Below are 24,264 nucleotides of genomic sequence, written 5' to 3'. Positions count from 1 at the left end.
TCGTGTCGTCAGACGGGGCGGGCGGACTCGACCACGAACGGGGTGCCCTGCTGGCAGGTGGTCATCATGCCCGGCTCGGGGCGGCCGGTGACCTCGACCCGGGCGCCGGCCTTGAGCACGTCGCGCGGACCGCCGACCAGCAGGTGGTCGTCGAGCAGGAGGCAGTTCGGCTCCACACCCGCCCGGATCGTGCCGGTGATGGTGGTGCCGCCGACGCCCGGTGGGGTCGACGGGCCGCCCTTCCAGGTGGGGTTCGGCCGGCTGGGCGTCGCGCTGGGCACGGGATCGGGCTGGCTGGTCACCGGGGCGGCTCCCGTCGTGCTGGGGCTGGGGCTGGGATCGGCGGACCCGTCGCCGGGTGCGGCGCAGGCGGTCAGCGCGAGGCCGGCGAGCAGTGCGACGAGCACCGTACGAGGAGTCTTCATGGTTGGTTGGACGCAGCGGCCGGCCGATTCGTTCCCGGTCAGCCGCGGGCCGCCGCGGCGGCCTTCATGTCGCGCTTGAGTTCCTGCGGCAGCGAGAAGGTCAGCCGCTCGTCGGCGGTGGTGATCTCCTCGACGTCGCCGAAGCCCCGCTCGGCCAGGTGGGCGAGCACCTGCTGGACCAGTTCGTCGGGCACGCTCGCGCCGGAGGTCACACCCACGGTCCGGGCGCCGGTCAGCCAGGCGTCCTCGATCTCGTGCGCGAAGTCGACCAGGTAGCCGGCGCGGGCCCCGGCGTCGAGGGCCACCTCGACCAGCCGGACCGAGTTCGATGAGTTGCGCGAGCCGACGACGATCACCACGTCGCACTCGGAGGCGATCTCCTTGACCACGTGCTGGCGGTTGGAGGTCGCGTAGCAGATGTCGTCGCTGGGCGGCGACTGGAGCAGCGGCAGCCGCTTCTTGAGCCGGGCCACGGTCTCCAGCGTCTCGTCCACCGACAGCGTGGTCTGGGAGAGCCAGACGACCTTCTCCGGGTCGCGCACGGTGACCTTGTCGACCCCGTCCGGGCCGTCGACGAGCTGGATGTGGGCCGGCGCCTCACCGGCGGTGCCGATGACCTCCTCGTGCCCCTCGTGGCCGATGAGCAGGATGTCGTAGTCCTGCGCGGCGAACCGGCGGGCCTCGTGGTGCACCTTCGTGACCAGCGGGCAGGTGGCGTCGATCGCCCGCAGCGAGCGCTGCTTGGCCTGCTCGTAGACCTCGGGGGCGACACCGTGGGCGGAGAAGATGACTGTGGCGCCCTCCGGCACCTCCTCGTTCTCCTCCACGAAGATCGCGCCCTGGGCCTCCAGCGTGCGCACCACGTGCTTGTTGTGCACGATCTGCTTGCGGACGTAGATCGGTGCGCCGTAGAGCTTCAGCGCCTCCTCGACGGTCTGCACCGCCCGGTCCACGCCCGCGCAGTAGCCGCGGGGGTTCGCCAGGAGCACGCGCTTGCCGGTCCGGGGAGTCGTCTCAGCGTCAGTCACCCGCCCATCGTACGTGCCGCGTTCCCGCACGGCAGCGGCCGCGAGGCGCACGGGGGCGCTGTCGGTCCCGGGCCGTAGGGTGGGCGGGGTGAGCGCGGGAGAGGACGGGCGGAGCACCTCGGACGAGCGGAGCACCCCGGACGGGCGGAGCACCCCGGACGGGCGGAGCACGGCCGAGGAGCCGTGGCCGGTCCGGGTGGTCAGCCAGAAGGTCGGTGCCTGGATCGCCCGCCTGGGCTGGGTCTGGGTCGACGGCCAGGTGGCGCAGATCAGCCGCCGACCGGGTGCGAGCACGGTCTTCCTCACGCTGCGCGACCCCTCGGCCGACCTCAGCCTGACCGTCACCACCAACCGCGACGTGCTGGACGCGGGCGCGCCGGAGCTGCGCGAGGGCGCGCGGGTGGTGCTGCACGCCAAGCCCGAGTTCTACGCCGCGCGGGGCACGCTCAGTCTGCGGGCCGACGAGATCCGCCAGGTCGGCCTCGGTGAGCTGCTGGCCCGGCTGGAGAAGCTCAAGAAGCTGCTCGCGGCCGAGGGCCTGTTCGACCGGTCCCGCAAGCGGCGGCTGCCGTTCCTGCCGGGCCGGGTCGGCCTGATCACCGGCCGCGCCTCGGCGGCCGAGCGCGACGTGCTGACGAACGCCCGCCGCCGCTGGCCCGCCGTCGACTTCCGCACGATCAACGTGGCGGTGCAGGGCCCGGGCGCGGTTCCCGACATCGTGGGGGCGCTCAAGGTGCTCGACGCCGACCCGGCCGTCGACGTGATCGTCATCGCCCGGGGCGGTGGCGGCATCGAGGATCTGCTGCCCTTCTCCGACGAGGCGCTGTGCCGGGCGGTCTTCGCCTGCCGCACACCGGTGGTCAGCGCGATCGGTCACGAGACGGACGCGCCGCTGCTCGACTATGTGGCCGACGTGCGCGCCTCCACTCCCACCGACGCGGCCAAGCGCATCGTGCCGGACCTGACCGAGGAGGTCCGGCTGATCGGCCAGGCCCGGTCCCGGCTGGAGCGGGCGGTGCGCCACCTGGTCGACCGGGAGCAGCACCGGATCGACCTGCTGCGGTCCCGCCCGGTGCTGGCCCGGCCGCAGGTGATGGTCGAGCAGCGGACCGTGGAGGTGGCCGCGCTGCGCGACCGCGCCGGCCGGTCTCTGGAGCACCGGCTGCGGGGCGCCACCGACGACCTGCGGCACACGCTGGCCCGGCTGCGCGCGCTGTCCCCGGCGGCCACGCTGGAGCGCGGCTACGCGATCGTGCAGCGCGCCGACGGCCACGTCGTCCGCGCGGCCGCCGACGTCGCCAAGGGCGATCCACTGCGGGTACGCCTCGCCGAGGGCGAGCTGACCGCCACCGTCGACGGCTGAGGAGAGAGACGATGACCGGGACGAAGCAGGACGAACAGCTCAGCTACGAGCAGGCCCGCGCCGAGCTGGCCTCGGTGGTGGAGAAGCTGGAGGCGGGCGGCACCTCGCTGGAGGAGTCCCTGGCGCTCTGGGAGCGCGGCGAGCAGCTCGCCGGGGTGTGCCAGCGCTGGTTGGACGGCGCCCGCGCCCGCATCGACGCCGCCCGCCAGCGCTCCGAGGACTGACGGTGGGGCTCGGCGTGATCGCCGGCCCCCACCGCAGACCTCAGTTGAACAGGTTGTACAGCTCGGCGGGCGCCTCGACGACCTGGTCGGCCGAGGGCTTCTGGACCGCCGACGCGTTGCCGTAATCCGTGTAGGTGATCTTCAGGTCCTGCGCGGCGCTCTGGCCGGCCGCCGGGATCTTGAGCACCATCTCGCTGAGCCGGCCCTGCGTGTCGACCTTGGCCGTGAACGGCACCGACTCGGCCTGCGCGCCGAGCGCGGTGATCACGGCCGGGTCGAGCGAGCCCGCCTCGGCGGCCTTCGACACGTCGACGGTGCCCTCGTACGCGCCCTCGCCGGTCTGCCGTACCTCGGTGATGCCCTGGGTGAGCACGGCGCTGCCGGCCGGGTCGAGCTTCTCGAAGTCGAAGCCCAGCGCCCGGTTGCCCTTGATCCGGTTCTGGTCGAGGTGGTGGTACTTGCCGGTGTTGAGGTTCTTCACGCCGGGGATCTGCGTGGCCGCCGTGCCACCGAGTTCCAGCTTGACCCAGCTGTCCGGCTTGGCGTGGATCAGGTCCAGCTTCATCATCAGATCCGACGACGGGTCGCCGATGGTCATCCGCATGTCGGCGCTCTGGCTCGGCTCGTGCACCTGCCCTTCCGCGGTGGAGCCCGCGCCGGTCATGGAGAACTTGAAGTTCCCCTCGCGGATCGCGTTCGTGGAGTCGAGCAGCGCCTGCTTGGCCGCACTGCTGGACGCCGTGGCGCTCGGTGCGACGCTGCCGGAGGCGCTCGGGGTCGCGGAGGCGTCGGACGTCGACCCGTTGCCGTTGCAGGCCGCCAGGCCGGGAATGAGCAGCGCCGCGGCGAACGCGGTGGCGCTGAAGCGTCGTATCTTCACGTCAACCTCTCCAGGTGGGTCGTCCGGGCTCGATGTCCCTTCTGTTCCCGCAAGCGGGGTTGCGCAATCCCGCGTCACCCGGAGGAAGGACGGTCAGCGCAGCGACATGGCGAGCTTGCGCAGCTCCGTCTCGCCCGCGTCACCGACCACGATCACCGTGCGGTCCGGTTCCAGCAGGACGAGCGCCTGCTCGTTGCCGCGGGCCGTGTAGCGCTGCCAGCTCAACCCGCCGGGCAGGTCGGCCTGGCCCTGCGGCTGTCCCTCGGCCAGTTCGGCCGGCAGCAGCTTCTCCGCCGGGACGTTGCTCTCGACGAGCTGCGCGCCCCGGCCCTCCGGGGTCACGTACCCGATCCGCAGCGTCGAGCCGTCCGCCTCGGTCCGGAAGCGGGCGTTCACCGTACGCCAGTCGTCGCCCAGCCCGGCCGGCTCGCTCACCGGGAAGGCGTTCGCTGAGCGGGCCTGCTCCAGCGCGGGCGCCGGGTCGACGGTGACCGGCGAGTCGCCGCCGAGGAAGCCCCGGTAGAAGGCGAGCAGCAGGGCGATCGGGACCAGCAGGATGAGCAGGGACAGCGCCATGTCCTTCGGGGACCGCTCGGACCGGGCCTTCTCCTTGCCCGCGGGCGGCGCGGGGGTGTCCACCGCGGCGGCCGGCTCCTCCCGGTCCGCGACGAGCGCGGGCTGACCCTCGGACGGGGTCGGGCCGTCGTCCGGCCGGACCGGCGGCTGACCCTCCGGCGGGGTGGCGTCGGTCGGTGTGCGGTCGGCAGGCTGCGCGGCTTCCACCGGGCCATTGTCGCAGCCGACCGGACGACGTGATCCTGGCCTCCTCCGCCCCGCCGGGACGGCGAACCTGAGATCGTGTGAGGATCAGCGACAAGACCGGCGGCGGTGACCGCCGGTCCCACCCCGCACCGTCGCGAGGAGGCCGCCATGACAACCATCAGGACGCGGACGCCCCAGGATCTCGACCGCAACCTCGCCCTCGATCTGGTCCGGGTCACCGAGGCCGCGGCGATGGCCGCCGGCCGCTGGGTCGGCCGCGGCGACAAGGAAGGCGGCGACGGCGCAGCGGTCGACGCCATGCGAAAGCTGATCAACTCGATCCCGATGCGCGGCGTCGTGGTGATCGGCGAGGGCGAGAAGGACAACGCCCCGATGCTGTTCAACGGCGAGGAGGTGGGCGACGGGACCGGCCCCGAGGTGGACGTGGCGGTCGACCCGATCGACGGCACCACGCTGATGAGCAAGGGCATGCCGAACGCGCTGGCGGTGCTCGCGGTGGCCGAGCGCGGCGCGATGTTCGACCCGAGCGCGGTCTTCTACATGGAGAAGCTGGCGGTCGGCCCGATGTACGCCGACGTGGTGGACATCAACGCCGGGGTGGCCGAGAACATCAACCGGATCGCCGAGGTCAAGGGCACCGACGCCGCCGAGGTGACCGTGTGCGTGCTGGACCGCTCGCGCCACGACGACCTGGTCAAGCAGATCCGGCGTACCGGCGCCGGGATCCGGTTCATCTCCGACGGCGACATCGCGGGCGCCATCGCGGCGGCCCGGGGCGAGTCGGACGTGGACGTGCTGATGGGCATCGGCGGCACCCCGGAAGGCATCACCGCTGCCTGCGCGCTCAAGTGCATGGGCGGCATGATGCAGGCCAAGCTCTGGCCCAAGGACGAGCAGGAGCGCCGCCGCGCGCTGGACGCCGGGCACGACCTGGACCGGGTGCTGTTCACCGACGACCTGGTCACCGGTGACAACTGCTTCTTCGTGGCCACCGGCGTCACCTCCGGCGACCTGCTGCGTGGCGTACGCTACCGCGCCGGCGGCGCGTACACCCAGTCGATCGTGATGCGCTCCAAGAGCGGCACGATCCGGGTGATCGACTCGTACCACCGCCTGGAGAAGCTCGCCCTCTACTCGGCTGTCGACTTCGACGGACGCCCGCTGGCCGAGCAGGAGTGATCAGGACCGGGACGGCGGCACCAGCGGCACCGCCGACGCTGCCGGCCGGGCGACGTGTCGCCGGTGTCGGGTTGGCCACCGCCTCGGGCGTGATGGTCGCCGTCCAGTCCCGGATCAACGGCGAGCTGGGCGTACGCCTGGCCGACGGGATCGCCGCCGCGGTGGTCTCGTTCGGCGTGGGCCTGCTGATCCTGCTGGTGCTGGTCCCCGCCACCCCCGGTGGCCGGCGGGGACTGGCCGCCCTGCGTGGCGCGCTGCGCACCGGCACGCTGCGGCCCTGGCAGTGCCTGGGTGGCGTCTGCGGCGCGTTCCTGGTGGCGACGCAGGGATTGACCATCGGCGCGCTCGGCGTCGCGGTCTTCACCGTCGCGGTGGTGGCCGGGCAGTCCGGCAGCAGCCTGCTCGTCGACCGGGCCGGCATCGGCCCGACCGGCCGGCAGCCGGTCACCCCGAACCGGCTGATCGGCGCGGTGCTCACCGTGCTCGCGGTCCTGCTGGCGGTGGGCGACCGGCTCGGCGACCCGGACGCGCTGGCGCTGGCCCTGCTGCCGCTGGCGGCCGGGGTGGGCATCGCCTGGCAGCAGGCGGTCAACGGGCGGGTCCGGGCGGCCTCGGGCAGCGCCATGACCGCCACGCTCGTGAACTTCACGGTCGGCACGGCGGCGCTGCTCGTGACCTTCGCGGTGGACCTGGCGGTTCGCGGCCGGCCGGCCGGCGCGTTTCCGGACGAGCCGTGGCTCTATCTCGGCGGCCCGCTCGGCATCGTGTTCATCGCGCTGGCCGCCGCCCTGGTCCGGTTCACCGGGGTGCTGCTGCTCGGCCTGGCCACGATCGCCGGGCAGATCGTCGGCGCGGTGCTGCTGGACCTGGTGCTGCCGACGGCCGCCTCGCACCCCGGGCTGGACACGCTGCTCGGTGCGGCGCTGACCATGGTCGCCGTGCTGGTGGCCGCGTTCGGCCCGACCCGCCGCCCCTAACGGGCGGCGGCGGGCGTCGAGGCGCGCAGGCCGGTGACCATCTCGTCGATCACCCGGTCGAGCGGCGTCGGCTCGATCCCGAACGTCTCGCCGGCGGCGCTGGAGTCCATCACGAACGGCCCGGTGAACTGGTGCGCGGTCTCCCGCATCTCCCGGGCGAACGGGTCGGCCAGGCCACCGAGCCAGAGCACCGGGTAGGGCATCCGGGTCAGTCGCGGCGCCGGCGCCCCGGCCCGTTTCGCCGCCCGCTCGGCGACCACCCGCATGGACACCGGGGGCGCGCTCGGCACGTGCCAGGCCCGTCCCCAGGCCCGCGGGTCGGTGGCGGCGGCCACGAGGGTTCGGGCGACGTCCCCCACGTACGTCCAGGTGTGCGGCGCGTCCCAGGCCACGGGCAGGAACACCCGCTGCCCGGCGAGCACCTTGGGCAGCACCATCATGGGCAGCGACGTGCCGCCGAGCCCGATGTAGTCGGAGCCGCGTACCTCGGTGATCCGGGCCCGGCCGGCGCGGTGGGCGGCCAGGGCGTCGGCCCACATCCGGTTGCGGACGCGGCCCTTGACGCCGGTGGCGGCGAGCGCTGTCGTCTCGGTCATCGGTGCGTCGACCGGGCCGTACCCGTAGAGGTTGCCGACGGTGGCGAGCACGGCGCCGCTGCGCTCGGCGGCGGTGAGCAGGGCGGCGGCCAGCGGCGGCCAGTCCGTCGCCCACGTGTGGTACTCCGGGTTGGCGCAGTTGTAGAGCGCGTCCGCGCCGTCGGTGAGCGCGGCGAGCCGGTCCGCGTCGGCGGCGTCGGCGGCCACCCGCTCGATCGCCTGGTGTTCGGGGCCGGTGCCACGCCGGGTGACCACCCGCACCCGCTCGCCGCGTTCGGCGAGGAGGCGGGCGGTTGCGGTGCCGACGGGGCCGGCTCCGACGATCACGTGCAGTGCCATGACGGGTCCACCTTCTCTGAAGCAGTAATCCAAATCGAGAGCATCGCTCTCGCAAAGGAGCATGACCCACGCCGAGGCACTGCGTCAAGAGCGGTGCTCTCGCTTTTGATTGCCGCTCTCATCCGTGGCAGAGTGAGGGCATGGTCGCTCCCTCGCTCCGCGCCCGGGTCCGCGCCGGGATGATCGAAGAGATCAAGACCGTCGCCCGCCGCCACCTGGACACCGACGGCGCGAACCTGTCCCTGCGCGCGGTGGCCCGGGACCTCGGCATGGTGTCCTCGGCGATCTACCGCTACTTTCCCAGCCGCGACGACCTGCTCACCGCGCTGATCCTGGAGGCGTACGACGCGCTCGGCGACGCGGTGGAGGCCGCCGACGCCGACGCCGACCAGGCCGACCTGCGCGGACGCTGGCTCGCCGCCTGCCGGGCCGCCCGCGCGTGGGCACTCGCCCACCCCGCCGAGTACGCACTGCTCTACGGCAGCCCGGTGCCCGGGTACGCGGCACCCGACGACACGGTCGCGCCCGCCCAGCGTCCCCCGGTGACCCTGGTCGGCATCCTGCGCGACGGGCTGGCCACCGGCCGGCTCGCCCCGCCCGGCGAGGACCTGCCCGAGCCGCTGCGCGGCGACGTGGCCGAACTGGTCGGGCTGCTCGGCATGGACGTGCCACCCGCGCTGCTGGCCCGCGGCATGGCCGGCTGGACCCAGTTGTTCGGGTTGATCAGCTTCGAGCTGTTCGGCCGGATCAACCGGGCGCTGCCGCACCGCGACGAGTACTTCGACCACCAGATCGGCCTGATGGCGGATCTGGTCGGCCTGCCCTGACGCCGATCGGCGTCAGGTGCCGTCGGACGAGTGACCGGGGAACAGGTGGGCGGTCGGGTCGATGACGACAGCCGCGTTGTTGACGGCGGTGGCGGCCTCGCCGAATCCGGTGGCGATCAGGCGGACCTTGCCCGGGTACTCGGTGATGTCACCGGCCGCGAACACCCGGGGCAGGTTGGTGGCCATGGCGCTGTCCACCACGATGTGCCGCCGGTCGAGGTTCAGCCCCCACTCGCCGAGCGGGCCGAGGTCGGCGGTGAAGCCGAGCGCGGCGACGACGGTGTCCACCGGCAGTGTCTCCACCTCGCCGCCGCGTACGGTCAGCTCGGCGCCGGTGACCGTCTCCTCGCCGTACAGCCGGCTCACCTCGGCGTTCACCACGATCCGCACCGGCAGCGCGCGGACCCGCTCGATGGTGGCCGCGTGCGCCCGGAAGCGGTCCCGCCGGTGCACCAGCGTCACCGAGCGGGCCAGCGGCGCGAGCGTGGCCGCCCAGTCGAACGCCGAGTCGCCGCCGCCGACGATGAGCACGTGCCGGTCGGTCAGCTCGGCCGGCTGCGGCACGAAGTAGACGATCCCGCCGCCGGTGAAGCTCTCCGCGACCGGCAGCGGCCGGGGCGTGAAGCTGCCGAGCCCGCCGGTGACCACCACCGCGCCGCAGCTGAGCTGCTCGCCGCCGGCCAGACCGAGCACGGGCCGGCCGTCGAGGTAGGACAGCTTCTCGGCGCGTACGCCGAGGCGGTAGTCGGGGTGGAACGGCGCGGCCTGGGCGACCAGGTTGGCGACCAGCTCGCGGCCCTTGATCGCGGGAAAGCCGGCGACGTCGAGGATCAGCTTCTCCGGGTACATCGCGGTGACCTGACCGCCCGGCTCGGGCAGCGCGTCGATCACCGAGACGGAGAGCCCACGGAAACCGGCGTAGTAGGCGGCGAAGAGCCCGGCGGGACCGGCCCCGATCACGGCGACATCGACCTCGCGCATGGCGTACCGTCACTTTCCGCTTCGGGATCGCCCGGTGCTGATGCGGAAACGGTAGGCGGGCGGATGACCGCGGGCAAGCTCGTCCCGCGGTTTGATCAACGCGCCGTCAGGGCAGCGTCATCCTCGGTGAGCCCAGGTGGCCCGCGTCGCCGGTGTCGTTGCGGCGGCGGAACAGGATCGCCGCGACCACGCCGCCGAGCAGCCCGAACAGGTGACCCTGCCAGGAGATGCGCTCGTCGGTAGGCAGGATGCCGAGCAGTTGCCAGCCGTAGAGCAACCCGACCAGCAGACCGACGGCGAAGTTCCACCAGCTCCGCTCCACCACGCCCCGGGTGAGCAGGATGCCCAGGTAGCCGAAGATCACGCCGCTGGCGCCGACCACCACCGAGTCGGATGAGCCGGTGAACCAGACGCCCAGGCCGCTGACCAGGATGATGACCGCGGTGGACCAGAGGAACCGGCGGGTGCCCGCGGCGAGCACGAACGTGCCGAGCAGGATCAGCGGGATGCTGTTGCTGTAGAGGTGGTTCCAGCCGGCGTGCAGGAACGGCGAGAAGAAGACGCCGTCGAGGCCCTGGATCCGCTGCGGGATGATGCCGGCGGTGTAGTCCAGGCCGAGCCGCAGGCCGACGTCGAGCGCCTCGATGAGGAACAGCACCGGCACGACCGCGCACATGGCGACGAAGGCCCGGCCGAGCGCCGCGTAGAACGCGTCGGTGCCGAACCGGTGGGGGTCGCCACTAGGGCCGTACCAGGTCACCTACCAAGAGCTATCAGCAAATTCGGCGGGCCGCCACTCGGGTGCCGGTACGACGACGGCGGGACACGCGGGTCCGTCCGCGTGTCCCGCCGTCGTGGTGATGTCAGTACCAGCCCGAACTCTGCGACTTCTGCCAGGCGCCGCAGGGGGTGTCGTACCGGCCCTCGATGTAACCGAGACCCCACTTGATCTGGGTCGCCGGGTTGGTCTTCCAGTCGTCGGCCACCGAGCCCATCTTGCTGCCCGGAAGGGCCTGCGGGATCCCGTAGGCCCCGGAGGAGCGGTTCTCCGCCTTCGGGTTCCAGCCGCTCTCCTTGGTCCAGAGCTTGTCCAGACAGGGGAACTGGTCGATGCCGAAGCCCTCGTCGAGCATGACGGCGCAGCCGATCTTCCGGTTGCCGCTGTACTCCGCGCACGAGGACGGGATCGGGCCGTCGTACGGCTTGACCTTCGCCTCGGCCTCGGCTTCCTCCTTCTCCCGCTCCTTCTTGCGGGTGGCGGCGGCCGCCTCGGCCCGCTTGGCCCGCTCGGCGGCCTCCTTCGCCGCCGCGGCGGCGCGCAGCTTCGCCTGGTACTCGGCGGCGCGCTGCCGGGACGAGTCCACGCGGTGGTCGGACAGCCGGTCGCGCTGGTACGCGTACTCCGCCTGGTCGACCTCCAGGCCGACCTGTGCGGTCAGGCCCTGCTGCTGGGTCTGTCGATCCTCACCCAGATAGAAGCCGCCGGCGACGCCCACGGAGAGCAGCGCGACAGCGGCCGTACGGGCGCCGAACCGGCTCCACAGCCGACTCACGAAGTGTCCCTTCGTCGGGGGCAGGGTCACGGCATGCGCATGGCCGGGTCGGGTCACGCCGGGTGCCGTGAGCGCACCGGTACCGGTGTGACTACGGGCCGTGTCCGGCTCCCGAGTGGTAGGTGACGCTCGATGGACACCATCGCGCACAGTGAGGCCCGTGGGAAATGGCCGGGCACAAAAGTGATCTGCGTCACCGTGAAAATAGGGACGAATTCGGGCGAAAACGGCGGTCAGCCGGACGTGTCCTCCAGCAGATCGGTGACCATCGCGGCGATCGGAGAACGCTCCGATCGGCTGAGCGTGACGTGCGCGAAGAGGGGATGCCCCTTCAACGCCTCGATCACCGCCGTCACCCCGTCGTGCCGGCCGACCCGCAGATTGTCCCGCTGGGCCACGTCGTGGGTGAGCACCACCCGCGACCCCTGGCCGATGCGCGACAGCACGGTGAGCAGTACGCCACGCTCCAGCGACTGCGCCTCGTCCACGATGACGAACGCGTCGTGCAGGCTGCGGCCACGGATGTGGGTCAGCGGCAGCACCTCCAGCAGCCCGCGCGAGGTGACCTCCTCCAGCACGTTCTCGTGCACCACCGCGCCGAGCGTGTCGAAGACGGCCTGCGCCCAGGGCGACATCTTCTCCGACTCCGACCCGGGCAGGTAGCCGAGTTCCTGACCGCCGACCGCGTACAGGGGACGGAACACGATCACCTTCTTGTGCCGGCGCCGCTCCATCACCGCCTCCAGGCCGGCGCAGAGCGCCAGCGCGGACTTGCCGGTGCCGGCCCGCCCACCGAGCGACACGATGCCGATCGACTCGTCCAGCAGCAGGTCGAGCGCGACCCGCTGCTCCGCCGAGCGCCCGTGCACGCCGAACGCCTCCCGGTCGCCCCGGACCAGCCGGATCGTCTTGTCCGGCAGCACCCGGCCCAGCGCCGAGCCCCGCCCGGAGTGCAGCACCAGGCCGGTGTGGCAGGGCAGACCCGCCGCGGCGTCGACGTCGAGCGTCTCGCCCGCGTACAGCCGCCCGATCTCCTCCTCGGCCAGGTCCAGCTCGGCCATCCCGGTCCAGGTCGGGTCGCTGGCCTGGCCGTGCCGGTACTCGTCGGCGCGCAGGCCCACCGAGGCCGCCTTCACCCGCAGCGGCATGTCCTTGCTGACGAGCGTGACCTCGCGCCCCTCGGCGGCCAGGTTGAGCGCCACGGACAGGATGCGGGCGTCGTTCGACTCGTTGCGGAAGCCGGGCGGCAGCACCCCGTCGTCGGTGTGGTTCAGCTCCACCCGCAGCGTGCCGCCCTGGTCGTTGGCGGGCACCGGGCGGTCCAGCCGGCCGTGGCGCACCCGCAACTCGTCCAGCACGCGCAGCGACTGGCGGGCGAACCAGCCCAGCTCGGGGTGGTGCCGCTTGCCCTCCAGCTCGGAGATCACCACAAGCGGCAGCACCACCTCGTGCTCGGCGAAGCGATGGAACGCCGCCGGGTCGGACAGCAGCACCGAGGTGTCCAGGACGAAGGCCGGTCCGGCTGGTCGGGGCTCCTCGGCCTCCGCGGCGGCGCCGCGGCGGCTGCGGGTGGTCCGGCGGGTCGGGGCGGTCGAAGCCGGGGTCTGCTCGGCTCCGGCGGGGGTACGGCGAGTGGTCACAGGCCTGCTCCGCGGATGGGCACCCGGCCACCCGAGTTCCGCCTCTTCCGGTGCCCGGAGGACACGGGGTCGGATGCGGGCCCCGTGCGCGAGGACGCAGGTCCGGGCTGTCCGGCTGGCCCGGGAAAACCCCGCGCCATGCCTAGACGCTAATCGCACCGGGCCCGCGGGGCTAGAGGTGCGCGTGGATCATCGCGCGGTCTTCGCCGGGCGTACACCCGTTCGAGTGACCGGCGGACCGGAACCGGCCGGGATGCATGCCCCCTGCGCGCACCCCGGCCGGTCGTCGGTGGCGGCCTCAGCCCTGCCGGCGCACCAGCGTGCCGGCCCGCGGACCGGCGCCGGCCGCGCCGAACGACGATCCGGTGTACGTGGTCCCCACCCGGCCGACGGCGCCGAGCCGGCCGGTCGCGGTGACGCGGACGGCCGGGGCCGAGCCGGGCCGGGCGGCGACCGCCGCGGGTACGGAGGTACCGGCGAACGGCACCGCCGAGCGCCCGGCCGAGGTCACCACCGTCGGGCCGGGACCGGACAGCGCGGACGCGATCGCCGCCTGGGCGTCGCGCCGACGGCGGTTCCAGGCGCCCCGGTCGCCGTCGAAGTAGCCCTGGCGGTAGCCGAACCGGTAGCCGATGCGGTAGCTGAGCTGGCCGTGCAGGCGGCCGGCCGCGTAGCAGGTGGAGCCGAACACGAGAACGAGCACCACGGCGAGAAAGGGGGTCATCGCTCGTCCGTCCCGGGTAGCGGGTCGACCACGAGCAGCCGCTCCAGGTCGTCGGTGCTGACCTCCTCGACCAGCTCGACGCTGATCCGGCATCCGTCGAGGATCACCTCGGCCACCGACGCCCGGCGGATCTCCCCGCCGGAGTCGTACACCCGCACGCTCAGCTCGGGGCAGCCGAGGTGGGTCCGCCAGGCGTCCCACTCCCCCCGGTCGCCGACGCTGAGTGAGAGGTACCGGCACCCGCGGGCCAGATAGAGACGCCAGGGGGCGCTCAGCCCGGCGGACACCCCGTCCGCGATCAGCCCGAAGGCCTGGGCACGGGTCGAGAGCTCGGTCACGAGACCCCCTCGGCACCCGCGGAGTGACGCATGTGAGCACTCATCGTCTCAGGCACGTGACACACCGTAAGTTGTCTCATGAGCGTGACAGTATCAGCTTTTCAGACCTTTGCCGCCGTACTCGCGTCGATCTAATCTGCTCTTGTGACACCCCTCAGGAGCAGCACCGGATCGTTTACCGGAAATCCCGGATCACCGTCACGTCAGCGTGACAGCAGCGTGCCGAGCCAGCCTCTCGGGACCGACTGGCCGTACCGTCACGGGGTGACCGAGACGACCAACGCACGGAAGATCGCGTTCGCCACCTTCGTCCGGCGCGCGCTCGACGACGCCCGCGCGCTGCGGGCCTGGAGCGGCACCGAGGTCTCCCGGCGTACCGGCGTCTCCCGGCAGACCATCAACCGATGGGTACGCGGCGACTGGGCCAGCGACCCGGAGGCCGAGCGGGTGGTCGCCTTCTGTGAAGGGCTGGGCCTCGAACCTGCCGCCGCGTTCACCGCGCTCGGCTGGGACCGGGCCGCCGGACCGCGGACCACGCCGACCCCGCCCGCGATGGACCCGGACGTGGAGGCGCTGCTGCGCCGGCTGGTCGACCCGAACGTGTCCGACGCGGAGAAGTTCCACATTCGAGAAACCATCCGCTACCTCGCATATCGCCCGACCCTGCCGGACGTTGCCCGAAATAGGGGCAAACAGGCGGGCTAGTTCCTCAGATGGCGAAAGAACGGAAGGTCGGACCCGATCGTTTCGCCGCGGGGACGGAACGGACCCGCTAGCGTCCACGTTTGTACTGCTAGGGGCTCGTCATCGGCGGGGGGACGGGACACAGCCGAACCCAGCCCTGCGGGACAGAAGGAGGGGTCTGTCCATGACCCTGAAATGGTTGGCAGTAGTGGTCGCGGTGGTGTCGCTGACATCGTGCGTGACCGGCAACGTGGTGGTCGGCGTACTGGACGGCGGGCAGCTTCCCCTGGTCGTCAACCTGTTCGCGCTCACCACAGCCGGCACCGCGGTGATCCTCGCCGTCGTCGCCGAGCTGCACGATCGGCTCAACGACCGGGTCAGCGCGCTCACCGAGTTCCTGGTGGCGCGACTCAACGAGATCGAGGCGCACACCGGCGACCGCAACACCGGCTTCGTGGAGGGCTACCTGCTCAGCCACGGCCAGGACGCGGCAGTGGTGCCGTTCGGTCGCCGGGGACGAGGAGCCGCCGAACGCTGATTCCCCACGTCGTTCCGACGTCACATCTCGGCCACGAATACGCCGCCCGGCGCGGGGTACGCTGACGCGCGTGCCGCCGTTGAATCTGGGCAACCAGCAGCCGAAGACCCCGTTGAACGCGGAGCACGCCTGGCGTGCGACCGCCGCCCGCGCGGGTGACGTCGTCCTCTTCTTCGACTTCGACGGCACACTGGCGCCCGTCGACGACGACCCCACGGCCGTACGGCCCGCGCCAAACGTGCTCACCGCGCTGGAGGCGCTCGCCCCGCACGTCCGCCGGATCGCCATCGTCTCGGCCCGCCCGGTGGACTTCCTCCGCGACCACCTCGGCGGCCTCGCCGGCATCGACCTGTACGGCCTCTACGGCCTGGAGCACAGCCACTCCGGCGGCGAGACGGTCACCGAGCCGGCCGCCCTGCCGTGGGTGCCGACCATGTCCGAGCTGGCCGAGCAGGCGCGCGCCGAGCTGCCGCCCGGCACGCTCGTCGAGTTCAAGCGGCTGTCCGTGGCGCTGCACTGGCGTACCGCCCCGCATCTCGGCGACCTCGTGCAGGAGTGGGGCCGGGCCCAGGCCGAGCGGCTGGGCCTGCGCGCCCAGCCGGGCCGGATGGTGCTGGAACTCAAGCCCCCGGTCGACCGGGACAAGGGCATGGTGATCGGCGAGACGGTCCGGGACGCCGGTGGCGCCTGGTACTTCGGCGACGACGTCTCCGACATCAAGGCGTTCGCCGCGCTGCGCGCCCGCGCCGCCGCCGATCCCGACTTCCTCGGCATCTGCGTCGCCGTCGCCAACCCGGAGACCGGTCACGAGGTGGCCGACGCCGCCGACCTGACCCTGGACTCCCCGGCGGCCCTGGCCGACTTCCTCACCGCCGCCCTGCCCCACCTCCGCTGACGGTGGCGGGGCGGGGTCAGCTGCCGAAGCGGCGTTGACGGGTGGCGTAGGAGCGCAGGGCCCGCAGGAAGTCGACCTTGCGGAAGTCGGGCCAGTTCAGCTCGCAGAAGTAGAACTCCGAGTGCGCGCTCTGCCAGAGCATGAAACCGGAGAGCCGCTGCTCGCCACTGGTCCGGATGATCAGATCCGGGTCCGGCAGCCCCTTCGTGTACAGGTGCTCGGAGATGTGGTCGACGTCGATCGACGTGGCCAGCTCCTCGATCGTGCCGCCGTTCGCCGCGTGCTCCAGCAGCAGCGAGCGGACCGCGTCGGCGATCTCGCGCCGCCCGCCGTACCCGACCGCGATGTTGACCTGAGCCCCGCCGTCGCGGTCGCGGGTGCGTTCCTCGGCGGCCTTGAGCGCGGCGGCGTGCTGCGCCGGCAGCACGTCGAGCGCGCCGACCATCCGTAGCCGCCAGGGGTTGCCCTCCTCGGCCAGCTCGGTGGTGAGGTCCTCGATGATCTGGAGCAGCGGATCCAGTTCGGCGGCCGGACGGGAGAGGTTGTCGGTGGAGAGCAGCCAGAGGGTGACGTGCCCGACGCCGGCCGCGTCGCACCACCGGAGCAGCTCCTTGATCCGCTCGGCGCCCATCCGGTGGCCGTCGTTCGGGTCGACGAAGCCCATCTCCCGGGCCCATCTGCGGTTGCCGTCGCACATCACGCCGACGTGCGCGGGTACGGGCTTGCCCGCGAGCTTCGCCGTCAGCCGGCGCTCGTACACGGAGTAGAGGAGTTTCCGCAGAGTCATCACCTTGCAGGGTAGCGACCCGCGGGAGAGATCAGTGTCTCGGTGGCATATCACCTGACGGTGAGCCGGTCCGGCGCGGTCGCGGCAGGTCCGCCCCGATCGCCATCAGGGTGCGGGCGTCCAGCCGGCCGTCGCCGAGTCCCAGCTCCACCACCGTGCGGTAGACGCGCTCGTCCCGCCGGGCCGCGCCGACCACCGCGTCGACCACCCGGCGCCGCCGGGCCAGCCACGCCGCGACCGAGCTGTGCCGCAGGTGGGTGCCGAGCCGGGCGCGCAGCGCGGCGGCGTACACCCGGGCGGCCTCGGCGGGCGAGCCGGCCGCCGCCGCGCCGGCGAGCGCCCCGGAGCGCAGCGCGTAGAAGATGCCCTCACCGGTGAACGGGTTGATCAGCGACAGCGCGTCCCCGGCCAGCAGCACCCTCCCCCGGCCGGGTGCCGGTCGGTGGGTGGACAGCGGCAGGTGGTGCGCCCGCAGGCCGGTCACCGTGGCCGGGTCGACGCCGGGCAGCAGCGCGGCCATCCGGTCCAGCAGGTGCGCCCGGGTCAGCGGCTCGCCGCGCAGCACCTCCCCGTACCCGACGTTCGCGCGACCGTCGCCGATCGGAAAGGCCCAGGTGTACGCGGGCCAGCGCGCCGCCGAGGTGACGATGAGTTGTTCGGGCGGCCCGGCCGGCGCGGGCGCGTAGCCCCGGATCGCGAGGGCCAGGTGCCGGTCCGGGTTGACCGGGTGGCCGAGCGCGCGCCGTACCACCGATCCGGCGCCGTCCGCACCCACCACCGCCCGCGCCGACAGTTCGCCGTCGAGCACCACCCGGTCGGCGGCGATCTCCATCCGCCGTACGGTGTGCCGCCGCAACTCCGCGCCCGCGGCCACCGCCGCCGCGACCAGGCGTGCGTCGAACACCTGGCGGGGCACCGTGTACGCGGGCCGGGGCAGCGTCCGGGCGACCGTGCCGCCACCGGGGCCGACGAGGCGCAGCGCGGGCAGTGGCGGGTAGCCGTCGACCGCGCCGGTCACGCCCAGCTCGGCGAGGACGTCCAGCGCGTGCGCGGCGATGCCGTCTCCGCAGGCCTTGTCCCGGGGGAAGTCGGACCGGTCGAGCAGCAGCACCCGCGTCGCGCCCGCACGCCGCGCACCGATCGCCGCGGCTGCTCCGGCCGGCCCCGCCCCCACCACCACGACGTCCCACACCCCCTCATCCTGCCCCGCCGCGCCCCGCCCCGGGGCGTCGATCATGAGGTTGACGGCATCAACGGAGTTCGAATTCGCCGCCACCTTCATCATCAACGGGGTGCGGGCGGGTTCGGGTGGCTCGGCGGAGGGAGTAGAGGGTGAGGGCGGCGGCGGTGACGATCGGGGCGCCGTCGCGGATCAGGCCGTCGGTGCCCAGCAGCCACCAGCACAGCGGCAGGTCGATCGCCAGGACGCCGAGCGTGACGGCCACCAGGCCCTTCCGCGCCCAGGCCTTGTCGCGCAACAGGAAGGCGGTGCAGAACAGCACGGCGTAGCTGACCGCGATGCCCGCGCCGAACCAGAGGATCACCGCCGGTACGGCGGCCAGCCGCCCGTCCAGCACGGCACCCGTCGCGACGAGTGCCGGCACCAGCATCAGCGGGCTGTAGGTGAACGCCGCGACCCGGGCGGTGAGCAGCCAGCCGTTCGCCTGCGGGCGCTTCGGCGTCATCTCCCGCCAGGCGATCGTCCCGCCCTCGACGACCAGGCCCTTGCGGTGCCGGACCAGGTGCGCGCGGATCGTCTCGGAGCGGTAGAGCAGCACCACCACGGCGACGCAGAGCGCGGTGAGGACAGCGAACCCGATCAGGCCGGGCAGCGCGGGCACCCCCTGCCGGGGCACGATCAACCGCCCGACCGCGAAGATCGTGGTCACGGCCAGAATCAGCCCGAACGGCCGGGCGCCCACCCGGCCCTTGTTCACCTGACCGATCAGCAGCAGGAAGCCGAGGGACCGGAGCATCGCCCAGCCGGTGCGTACGGCCAGACCGAACTCCTGCTCCGGGGCGTACCAGTAGTTGAGCAGCTCGACCACGACGGTGGCCGCCGCGGTCACGGCGAGCAGCGTGGTGAGCGCCCGGACGGCGGACGGCCGCCGGACCTCGACAGGTTCAGCGGCCGTCCTCATGGCATCCGATGTTGCCCGGTGGGGGCAACGGGCACACCTGTCAGCTCTGCGGCTCCGCGTCCAGCCGGGCGCGCAGCGCGTCCAGCTCCGCCCAGAGCACGCCGGGGAGCTTGTCCCCGAACTTCTCGAACCACTCGGTGACCAGCGGCAGCTCGTTGCGCCACTCGTCCGCGTCGACCTTCAGCGCGATCCGGACGTCCTCGGGGGTCATGTCCAGACCCTCGACGTCGAGCGCGTCCTGCGCCGGGACCATGCCGATCGGCGTCTCGACAGCCTCGGCCCGGCCCTCCAGCCGCTCGATGACCCACTTGAGCACACGGGAGTTCTCGCCGAAGCCCGGCCAGAGGAAGTTGCCCTCGGCGTCCTTGCGGAACCAGTTCACGTAGTAGATCTTGGGCAGCTTGGCCTCGTCGCCGTCCGCGCCCTTGCCCATCTCGATCCAGTGCCGGAAATAGTCGCCGGCGTGGTAACCGATGAACGGCAGCATGGCCATCGGGTCGCGGCGGACCACGCCGACCGCGCCGGAGGCGGCGGCGGTCGTCTCCGAGGAGAGCGTGGCGCCCATGTAGACGCCGTGCACCCAGTCGCGGGCCTCGGTCACCAGCGGGATGGTGTCCCGCCGTCGGCCACCGAACAGGATCGCGTCGATCGGCACGCCGTTCGGGTCGTAGTAGTCGTCGGCCAGGATCGGGCACTGCGTGATCGGGGTGCAGAAACGGCTGTTCGCGTGCGAGGAGAGATTCTCGCTCTCCGGCGTCCAGTCGTTGCCCTTCCAGTCGATCAGGTGCGCCGGCGGCTCACCCATGCCCTCCCACCAGATGTCGCCGTCGTCGGTGAGCGCCACGTTGGTGAAGACGGAGTTGCCGCGGTCCAGCGTCCGCATGGCGTTGGCGTTCGTCTTCCAGTCCGTACCGGGGGCTACGCCGAACAGGCCGTACTCGGGGTTGATCGCGTAGAGGCGGCCGTCCGCGCCGAACCGCATCCAGGCGATGTCGTCGCCGATGGTCTCGACCTTCCAGCCCGGGATGGTCGGCTCCAGCATGGCGAGGTTGGTCTTGCCGCAGGCCGACGGGAAGGCGCCCGCAATGTGGTAGACCCTGCCCTCCGGCGAGGTGATCTTGAGGATCAGCATGTGCTCGGCCAGCCAGCCCCCGTCGCGCCCCATCACGCTGGCGATACGCAGCGAGTAGCACTTCTTGCCGAGCAGCGAGTTGCCGCCGTAGCCGGAGCCGTACGACCAGATCTCCCGGGTCTCCGGGAAGTGCGAGATGTACTTGGTCTCGTTGCACGGCCACGCCACGTCCTGCTCGCCCGGCGCGAGCGGGGCGCCGATGGAGTGCAGCGCGTGCACGAAGTCGGCGTCGTCGCCCATGGCCGAAAGGATCGACGACCCCATCCGGGTCATGATCCGCATCGAGGCGACGACGTACGGGCTGTCGGTGATCTCCACGCCGAACATGGGGTTCTCGGCCTCGACCGGGCCCATGCAGAACGGGATGACGTACATGGTGCGCCCGCGCATGCTGCCGCGGTACAGCTCCGTCATGGTCCGCTTCATCTCGGCCGGCGCCATCCAGTTGTTGGTGGGGCCGGCGTCCGCCTCGTCGACGGAGCAGATGAAGGTGCGCTCCTCCACCCGGGCGACGTCCGTGGGGTCGGTACGCGCGTAGAACGAGTTGGGCTTCTTCTCGGGATTCAGGCGGATCAGGGTGCCGCTTTCGACGAGTTCGTCGGTGAGGCGGCGCCACTCCTCATCAGACCCGTCCACCCAGACCACGCGGTCCGGGGTGGTCAGTTCCGCGACCTCACGGACCCAGGCGAGCAGCTTGGGGTGGGACGTCGGGGCCTGATCGATACCCCGAACAGCAGCCGGAGCAACCATGTCACTTCTCCTTGTGGTCGACGCTGACCGATCTATGGGGTGCACGAGTTCCGGCGGGCTGGTACGCCGCCTCGTGGAAACCTGGGATTGGGCTCAGCGTAAACCGGACTGCCCTGTCAGTCAGTGGGACTGGTTGTGAAGAACTGCACAAGGTACGGCCACGCTGCGGCATCACGATCTGATACCCGCTTTCGCGCGCAGTTTCACGCAAATCCTGCGGTGAACCTCCGACGGCCGGGTCCGGCACCGGAGTGATCACGACGTCCGATCGCGGGGAAGCGTACGAACCTGTCGCGGAAGACGATTCGGTGATGCGCTCCACAGATTCGCACAGCGCGTTACGCTCTGGTCACGGACATCGAGAACGGGCCGCGCCCCTGGCGACCCCGGCGGGCCCGAGCGCGACGGCCGCGGCGAAGCCGTCGTGGCCGACTCGCCGTTGCAGTCCGCCCGGTTACCGCGCAACCGGTACTCTCGGCGGGTGGCCGCGACGATGACCGGAGACCAACCGGGCGCTCCGCAGACCCGCCGGGGTCCGATCGGAGCACTGCTCGACCGTTTCGGCCACCTGATCCATGAACTGAGCAAGTTCGCCACCGTCGGCGGCTTCGCCTTCGTCGTGGACTTCATCCTCTTCAACTACCTGTCCAGCGGCCGGGACATGGCTCCACTGGCCGCGAAGACCGTCTCCACGGTGATCGCCGCGACAGTCGCCTTCCTCGGCAACCGGTTCTGGACCTGGCGGCACCGGCAGCGGTCGAACCCGGCCCGCGAGTACGCGCTGTTCTTCTTCTTCAACGCGGTCGGCCTCGGCATCGCGGTGGCCTGCCTGGCGATCAGCCACTACGGTCTGGGCGCGATCTGGCCCGCGGTGTTCCAGACCCCCCTGGCCGACAACATCGCCAGCTTCGTGGTCGGCACCGGCCTGGGCACGCTCTTCCGGTTCTGGTCGTACCGACGGTTCGTCTTCGTCGAGGCGGGAACACCTCCCGTTCCGGCAACGAGCCACGACCGAGAGTCCGGGGCGTGACGAACCGCCCATCCCGACCCGCCGGGCCCAGCCGGCCCAGCCAACTGCCTAAGGTGTTCCGCATGCCTGGAGTCCGTCTGCTGCCCGAGCGCTGGCAGAAGTTCATCCACGAGGCGCTCAAATTCGGCATCGTCGGCGGCATCAACACCGTCATCAATTACGCGGTGTTCAATGCTCTGGCACTCACGGTTTTCCGCGACGGCCAACTGAAGGCGACAGTGATCGCGACCATCGTCGCCACGATCACGTCGTATCTGATGAATCGTCACTGGACGTACCGCGATCGACCGAAATCGGCACTGCGGCGCGAATACGCCCTGTTTTTCCTCTTCAACGGCGCGGGTCTGGTCATCGAGCTGGGCGTCCTGGCCCTGGCCAAGTACGGCCTCGGCGTACACGGCCTGCTCGCGCTGAACGTCGCCAAGACCGTCGGTGTCCTGCTGGCCACGCTCTTCCGCTTCTGGTCCTACCGGACGTTCGTCTTCCAGCCGGTCCCCAAGCACGCCGAGGAGACGTGGCATTCGGTGCCGCGTGACGAGTGGGACAACGTCGCCGAGATGGACCCGGTGGCCGAGCTGGCCGAGTCGGTCAGCGAGCTGGAGGAGGAGGAACCGCGTCCGGGTGCCGGCCGGGCGGCCGGCTTCCCGCCACCGCGGGGCCGCCCCGCACCGGCGGACGCCGGACTCGGTGGCGCGCTCGGCACCGACCTGGACGCCGAACTCGCCGCGGAACTCCAGCCCCGCCGCGCCCGCCGCTGAACGACGAGAGGCCGGCACCCCGTCAGGGGTGCCGGCCTCTCCGTCGGCGGGTCAGGGCTGGTCGCGCGTGGACTTGCCCTCGGCCATGTCGGCCAGGATCTCGCGCATCTCACCGTCGCCCAGGCTGTGCTTGTCGTGGTGCGCCTCGACCAGCTCGTAGAGCTTCGTCTGCACCTTGTCCACGCCCGGCACGTCGTGCAGCACCGACTGGCCGCGCTCACCCGCCGACTCGATGGTCAGCGTGCCGCAGCCGAGCAGCCGCTCCACGAAACGCTGGTGCATGGCGTGGTCGTTGATCCGGGTCAGCGGCAGATCCCGCCGGTTGCGCGACAGCACCCCCTGCTGGAGCAGCACCCGCTCGTTCGTGAACAGATAGTGCGTGGTGCGCCAGACCAGGAACGGCCACAGCCCCAGCCACAACACCAGCAGCAGACCGGCCACCGCGATCGCGTAGAGCGCGATCGTGCCGCCGCTGCCGTCGGGCAGCAGGAGCCACCCGGCGACGACCGCCGCGACGGCGAGCACCAGCACCAGGACCGGCCGGATCAGGGCCTTCCAGTGCGGGTGCAGGTGCAACACGACGTGCTCGTCCTCGGTGAGCACGTCTTCGGGGAACGCCACGGCGGAACCTCCTCGCAGAACCGGACGCGCTGACCGTAACCGGTCGCCGCACCCGGCCGGCATCGGCCGCGCGGGCGGCCGCCCGTGGATTGTGCGGGCGGCTGCCCGCGCTTTGTTAACAGGGGGCCCTTCCTCTACCGGAGGCGTTAAGAAGGTGCCCCTTCTTTCACCGCAGGTGCAGCACGTCGCCCGCCGCGAGCCGCAGCGTCTCGGCGTCCGTCTCGACCAGGAGCTGCCCGTCGGCGTCCACGCCGGTGGCGGTGCCGTGCGCCTCGCGGCCGTCGGGCAGCAGCACCCGCACCCGGCGGCCGACGGTGGCGCACCCCGCCAGGTACGCCTCGCGCAGCCCACTGGCCTCCGCGTCGCCACCGGCGTCACGCCAGCGCTCGTACCAGTCGGCGAGCGAGCGCAGCAGCGCCCGCAGCAGCGGATCCCGGTCGGTGGCGGTCGCGCCGGCGAGCTGGAGCGAGGTGGCGGGCAGGCCGCTCGGGTTCTCCGGCAGCTCGTCGGCGCGCAGCGTCACGTTCAGCCCGACACCGACCACGATCGCGGGCGGCCGGTCGCTCTCCCCCGGCACCGCCTCAGCCAGCACCCCGGCGCACTTCGCGCCGTCCACCAGCAGGTCGTTGGGCCATTTCAGCCGCGCGTCCAGCTCGGCCAGCAGGCGTACCGCCTCGGCCAGCGCGACACCGGCGAGCAGCGGCAGCCAGCCGTACCCGGTGGCGGGCACCGGCGGCCAGCCACGCTCCGCGACCGCCTCACCGGGCCGCAGCAGCACGCTCGTCGCGAGACCCGCGCGCGGCGGCGACTGCCAGACGCGGCCCCGCCGGCCGCGGCCCGCGGTCTGCCGCTCGGCGACCACCACCAGGCCCTCCGGCTCACCGGCCCGGGCCGCGGCCACCACGTCCGCGTTCGTCGAGCCGGTCTCGGCCAGCAGCTCCAACCGGCGCCAGGGCCCGTGCGGCGCGACGAGCGCGCGCCGCAGCCGGGCCGCCGACAGCGGCGGTCGGTCCAGATCGGTGTACGGCGAGCCGGGCATCCCGCCAGCCTACGGCCCGAGTGAGGCGCACT

27 protein-coding genes are annotated in these 24,264 nt (G+C 72.2%); 10 read left to right on the top strand and 17 right to left on the bottom strand.

Annotated elements, in window-relative coordinates:
- Positions 1–8: 8 nt before the first annotated feature.
- Both C569_RS0112700 and C569_RS0112695 read right to left on the bottom strand, forming a co-directional pair.
- Positions 9–425, bottom strand: a complete 417-nt coding sequence (locus tag C569_RS0112700) for a hypothetical protein (protein WP_026268075.1) — start codon at positions 423–425, stop codon at positions 9–11.
- Between the two features lie 38 nt (positions 426–463).
- Entirely contained in the window at positions 464–1,453 is a 990-nt protein-coding gene (locus tag C569_RS0112695; protein ID WP_026268074.1) for a 4-hydroxy-3-methylbut-2-enyl diphosphate reductase, read from the bottom strand.
- Between the two features lie 196 nt (positions 1,454–1,649).
- On the opposite strand from C569_RS0112695, the gene xseA reads away from it, so the two are divergent.
- Both xseA and C569_RS0112685 read left to right on the top strand, forming a co-directional pair.
- The gene (xseA, locus tag C569_RS30200) at positions 1,650–2,816 is read left to right on the top strand and encodes an exodeoxyribonuclease VII large subunit (protein ID WP_051090486.1); all 1,167 of its coding nucleotides are present in this window, start codon (positions 1,650–1,652) and stop codon (positions 2,814–2,816) included.
- An 11-nt stretch (positions 2,817–2,827) separates the two neighbouring features.
- Positions 2,828–3,040, top strand: coding sequence for an exodeoxyribonuclease VII small subunit (locus C569_RS0112685; protein WP_018786156.1), 213 nt, complete (start codon positions 2,828–2,830; stop codon positions 3,038–3,040).
- 40 nt (positions 3,041–3,080) lie between these two features.
- Here C569_RS0112685 and C569_RS0112680 read toward each other — a convergent pair whose 3' ends face one another.
- Positions 3,081–3,920 carry a hypothetical protein gene (locus C569_RS0112680; protein WP_018786155.1) on the bottom strand — a complete coding sequence of 280 codons (840 nt, stop codon included), beginning with the start codon at positions 3,918–3,920 and terminating at the stop codon, positions 3,081–3,083.
- Positions 3,921–4,013: 93 nt separating this feature from the next.
- Positions 4,014–4,703, bottom strand: coding sequence for a DUF4245 domain-containing protein (locus C569_RS0112675; RefSeq protein ID WP_018786154.1), 690 nt, complete (start codon positions 4,701–4,703; stop codon positions 4,014–4,016).
- Between the two features lie 147 nt (positions 4,704–4,850).
- Between C569_RS0112675 and glpX the strand changes: the two genes are divergently transcribed.
- Complete coding sequence (gene glpX, locus C569_RS0112670; protein ID WP_026268073.1) at positions 4,851–5,882, top strand: class II fructose-bisphosphatase; 1,032 nt, start codon at positions 4,851–4,853, stop codon at positions 5,880–5,882.
- 92 nt (positions 5,883–5,974) lie between these two features.
- The gene (locus tag C569_RS0112665) at positions 5,975–6,859 is read left to right on the top strand and encodes a DMT family transporter (protein ID WP_231394782.1); all 885 of its coding nucleotides are present in this window, start codon (positions 5,975–5,977) and stop codon (positions 6,857–6,859) included.
- Here C569_RS0112665 and C569_RS0112660 read toward each other — a convergent pair.
- Positions 6,856–7,794 (bottom strand): NAD-dependent epimerase/dehydratase family protein, encoded by a 939-nt coding sequence (locus tag C569_RS0112660; protein ID WP_018786151.1) that lies wholly within the window; start codon positions 7,792–7,794, stop codon positions 6,856–6,858. The two genes, C569_RS0112665 and C569_RS0112660, sit on opposite strands and share 4 nt — an antisense overlap.
- A 140-nt stretch (positions 7,795–7,934) precedes the next feature.
- Between C569_RS0112660 and C569_RS0112655 the strand changes: the two genes are divergently transcribed.
- Positions 7,935–8,621 carry a TetR/AcrR family transcriptional regulator gene (locus C569_RS0112655; RefSeq protein WP_018786150.1) on the top strand — a complete coding sequence of 229 codons (687 nt, stop codon included), beginning with the start codon at positions 7,935–7,937 and terminating at the stop codon, positions 8,619–8,621.
- 12 nt (positions 8,622–8,633) lie between these two features.
- On the opposite strand, the gene C569_RS0112650 is transcribed toward C569_RS0112655, so the two are convergent.
- The 6 genes from C569_RS0112650 to C569_RS0112625 form a co-directional block, all read right to left on the bottom strand.
- The gene (locus C569_RS0112650; protein WP_018786149.1) at positions 8,634–9,602 is read right to left on the bottom strand and encodes an NAD(P)/FAD-dependent oxidoreductase; all 969 of its coding nucleotides are present in this window, start codon (positions 9,600–9,602) and stop codon (positions 8,634–8,636) included.
- Between the two features lie 106 nt (positions 9,603–9,708).
- On the bottom strand, positions 9,709–10,362 hold the full coding sequence (locus C569_RS0112645) for a rhomboid family intramembrane serine protease (protein WP_018786148.1): 654 nt from the start codon (positions 10,360–10,362) through the stop codon (positions 9,709–9,711).
- 103 nt (positions 10,363–10,465) lie between these two features.
- Positions 10,466–11,155, bottom strand: a complete 690-nt coding sequence (locus C569_RS0112640) for a lytic transglycosylase domain-containing protein (RefSeq protein ID WP_018786147.1) — start codon at positions 11,153–11,155, stop codon at positions 10,466–10,468.
- Positions 11,156–11,388: 233 nt separating this feature from the next.
- Positions 11,389–12,795: a PhoH family protein gene (locus tag C569_RS0112635; RefSeq protein WP_018786146.1), complete on the bottom strand. Its 1,407-nt coding sequence runs from the start codon at positions 12,793–12,795 to the stop codon at positions 11,389–11,391.
- A gap of 298 nt (positions 12,796–13,093) precedes the next feature.
- The gene (locus tag C569_RS0112630) at positions 13,094–13,519 is read right to left on the bottom strand and encodes a hypothetical protein (RefSeq protein WP_026268072.1); all 426 of its coding nucleotides are present in this window, start codon (positions 13,517–13,519) and stop codon (positions 13,094–13,096) included.
- The gene (locus C569_RS0112625) at positions 13,516–13,857 is read right to left on the bottom strand and encodes a hypothetical protein (protein ID WP_018786144.1); all 342 of its coding nucleotides are present in this window, start codon (positions 13,855–13,857) and stop codon (positions 13,516–13,518) included. The genes C569_RS0112630 and C569_RS0112625 overlap by 4 nt, the downstream gene beginning before the upstream one ends.
- A 264-nt stretch (positions 13,858–14,121) precedes the next feature.
- On the opposite strand from C569_RS0112625, the gene C569_RS0112620 reads away from it, so the two are divergent.
- The 3 genes from C569_RS0112620 to otsB all read left to right on the top strand — a co-directional run bounded on the left by C569_RS0112620 (position 14,122) and on the right by otsB (position 15,974).
- Positions 14,122–14,562 (top strand): XRE family transcriptional regulator, encoded by a 441-nt coding sequence (locus C569_RS0112620; RefSeq protein ID WP_026268071.1) that lies wholly within the window; start codon positions 14,122–14,124, stop codon positions 14,560–14,562.
- A 163-nt stretch (positions 14,563–14,725) separates the two neighbouring features.
- A complete protein-coding gene (locus C569_RS0112615) occupies positions 14,726–15,079 on the top strand; it encodes a hypothetical protein (protein ID WP_026268070.1) in 354 nt (117 codons plus the stop codon).
- 70 nt (positions 15,080–15,149) lie between these two features.
- Positions 15,150–15,974 (top strand): trehalose-phosphatase, encoded by an 825-nt coding sequence (gene otsB, locus C569_RS0112610; protein ID WP_018786141.1) that lies wholly within the window; start codon positions 15,150–15,152, stop codon positions 15,972–15,974.
- A gap of 16 nt (positions 15,975–15,990) precedes the next feature.
- Here the strand turns inward: otsB and C569_RS0112605 are convergent, their stop codons facing one another.
- From C569_RS0112605 to C569_RS0112590, 4 genes are read right to left on the bottom strand one after another with little or no spacing between them, the layout of a single operon-like run.
- Positions 15,991–16,761: an isoprenyl transferase gene (locus C569_RS0112605; RefSeq protein ID WP_026268069.1), complete on the bottom strand. Its 771-nt coding sequence runs from the start codon at positions 16,759–16,761 to the stop codon at positions 15,991–15,993.
- A 31-nt stretch (positions 16,762–16,792) separates the two neighbouring features.
- On the bottom strand, positions 16,793–17,998 hold the full coding sequence (locus C569_RS30195; protein ID WP_051090484.1) for a geranylgeranyl reductase family protein: 1,206 nt from the start codon (positions 17,996–17,998) through the stop codon (positions 16,793–16,795).
- Positions 17,999–18,011: 13 nt separating this feature from the next.
- Positions 18,012–18,902 carry a hypothetical protein gene (locus C569_RS30190; RefSeq protein ID WP_018786138.1) on the bottom strand — a complete coding sequence of 297 codons (891 nt, stop codon included), beginning with the start codon at positions 18,900–18,902 and terminating at the stop codon, positions 18,012–18,014.
- A 40-nt stretch (positions 18,903–18,942) separates the two neighbouring features.
- The gene (locus tag C569_RS0112590) at positions 18,943–20,784 is read right to left on the bottom strand and encodes a phosphoenolpyruvate carboxykinase (GTP) (RefSeq protein ID WP_018786137.1); all 1,842 of its coding nucleotides are present in this window, start codon (positions 20,782–20,784) and stop codon (positions 18,943–18,945) included.
- 493 nt (positions 20,785–21,277) lie between these two features.
- Between C569_RS0112590 and C569_RS0112585 the strand changes: the two genes are divergently transcribed.
- Together C569_RS0112585 and C569_RS0112580 are read left to right on the top strand one after the other, a co-directional pair.
- Positions 21,278–21,814, top strand: a complete 537-nt coding sequence (locus tag C569_RS0112585; RefSeq protein WP_036345717.1) for a GtrA family protein — start codon at positions 21,278–21,280, stop codon at positions 21,812–21,814.
- A 62-nt stretch (positions 21,815–21,876) separates the two neighbouring features.
- On the top strand, positions 21,877–22,572 hold the full coding sequence (locus C569_RS0112580; RefSeq protein WP_026268068.1) for a GtrA family protein: 696 nt from the start codon (positions 21,877–21,879) through the stop codon (positions 22,570–22,572).
- A gap of 51 nt (positions 22,573–22,623) precedes the next feature.
- Here C569_RS0112580 and C569_RS0112575 read toward each other — a convergent pair whose 3' ends face one another.
- A complete protein-coding gene (locus C569_RS0112575) occupies positions 22,624–23,193 on the bottom strand; it encodes a PH domain-containing protein (RefSeq protein ID WP_018786134.1) in 570 nt (189 codons plus the stop codon).
- Between the two features lie 166 nt (positions 23,194–23,359).
- Positions 23,360–24,232 (bottom strand): biotin--[acetyl-CoA-carboxylase] ligase, encoded by an 873-nt coding sequence (locus C569_RS0112570; protein WP_018786133.1) that lies wholly within the window; start codon positions 24,230–24,232, stop codon positions 23,360–23,362.
- Positions 24,233–24,264: the final 32 nt, after the last annotated feature.

It is taken from the genome of Micromonospora sp. CNB394, from assembly GCF_000374985.1.
In the GTDB taxonomy this organism is placed as follows: Bacteria; Actinomycetota; Actinomycetes; order Mycobacteriales; family Micromonosporaceae; genus Micromonospora; species Micromonospora marina.
This window is presented reverse-complemented; position numbering and strand designations above follow the sequence as displayed.

Bases quoted from the DNA above. Each gene is read 5' to 3' on its own strand.
- C569_RS0112700 (WP_026268075.1), bottom strand. From the start codon at position 425: ATGAAGACTCCTCGTACGGTGCTCGTCGCACTGCTCGCCGGCCTCGCG.
- C569_RS0112685 (WP_018786156.1), top strand. From the start codon at position 2,828: ATGACCGGGACGAAGCAGGACGAACAGCTCAGCTACGAGCAGGCCCGC.
- glpX (WP_026268073.1), top strand. From the start codon at position 4,851: ATGACAACCATCAGGACGCGGACGCCCCAGGATCTCGACCGCAACCTC.
- C569_RS0112665 (WP_231394782.1), top strand. From the start codon at position 5,975: ATGGTCGCCGTCCAGTCCCGGATCAACGGCGAGCTGGGCGTACGCCTG.
- C569_RS0112660 (WP_018786151.1), bottom strand. From the start codon at position 7,794: ATGGCACTGCACGTGATCGTCGGAGCCGGCCCCGTCGGCACCGCAACC.
- C569_RS0112655 (WP_018786150.1), top strand. From the start codon at position 7,935: ATGGTCGCTCCCTCGCTCCGCGCCCGGGTCCGCGCCGGGATGATCGAA.
- C569_RS0112650 (WP_018786149.1), bottom strand. From the start codon at position 9,602: ATGCGCGAGGTCGATGTCGCCGTGATCGGGGCCGGTCCCGCCGGGCTC.
- C569_RS0112630 (WP_026268072.1), bottom strand. From the start codon at position 13,519: ATGACCCCCTTTCTCGCCGTGGTGCTCGTTCTCGTGTTCGGCTCCACC.
- C569_RS0112615 (WP_026268070.1), top strand. From the start codon at position 14,726: ATGACCCTGAAATGGTTGGCAGTAGTGGTCGCGGTGGTGTCGCTGACA.
- C569_RS0112605 (WP_026268069.1), bottom strand. From the start codon at position 16,761: ATGACTCTGCGGAAACTCCTCTACTCCGTGTACGAGCGCCGGCTGACG.
- C569_RS30195 (WP_051090484.1), bottom strand. From the start codon at position 17,998: ATGATCGACGCCCCGGGGCGGGGCGCGGCGGGGCAGGATGAGGGGGTG.
- C569_RS30190 (WP_018786138.1), bottom strand. From the start codon at position 18,902: ATGAGGACGGCCGCTGAACCTGTCGAGGTCCGGCGGCCGTCCGCCGTC.
- C569_RS0112590 (WP_018786137.1), bottom strand. From the start codon at position 20,784: ATGGTTGCTCCGGCTGCTGTTCGGGGTATCGATCAGGCCCCGACGTCC.
- C569_RS0112585 (WP_036345717.1), top strand. From the start codon at position 21,278: ATGACCGGAGACCAACCGGGCGCTCCGCAGACCCGCCGGGGTCCGATC.
- C569_RS0112580 (WP_026268068.1), top strand. From the start codon at position 21,877: ATGCCTGGAGTCCGTCTGCTGCCCGAGCGCTGGCAGAAGTTCATCCAC.
- C569_RS0112570 (WP_018786133.1), bottom strand. From the start codon at position 24,232: ATGCCCGGCTCGCCGTACACCGATCTGGACCGACCGCCGCTGTCGGCG.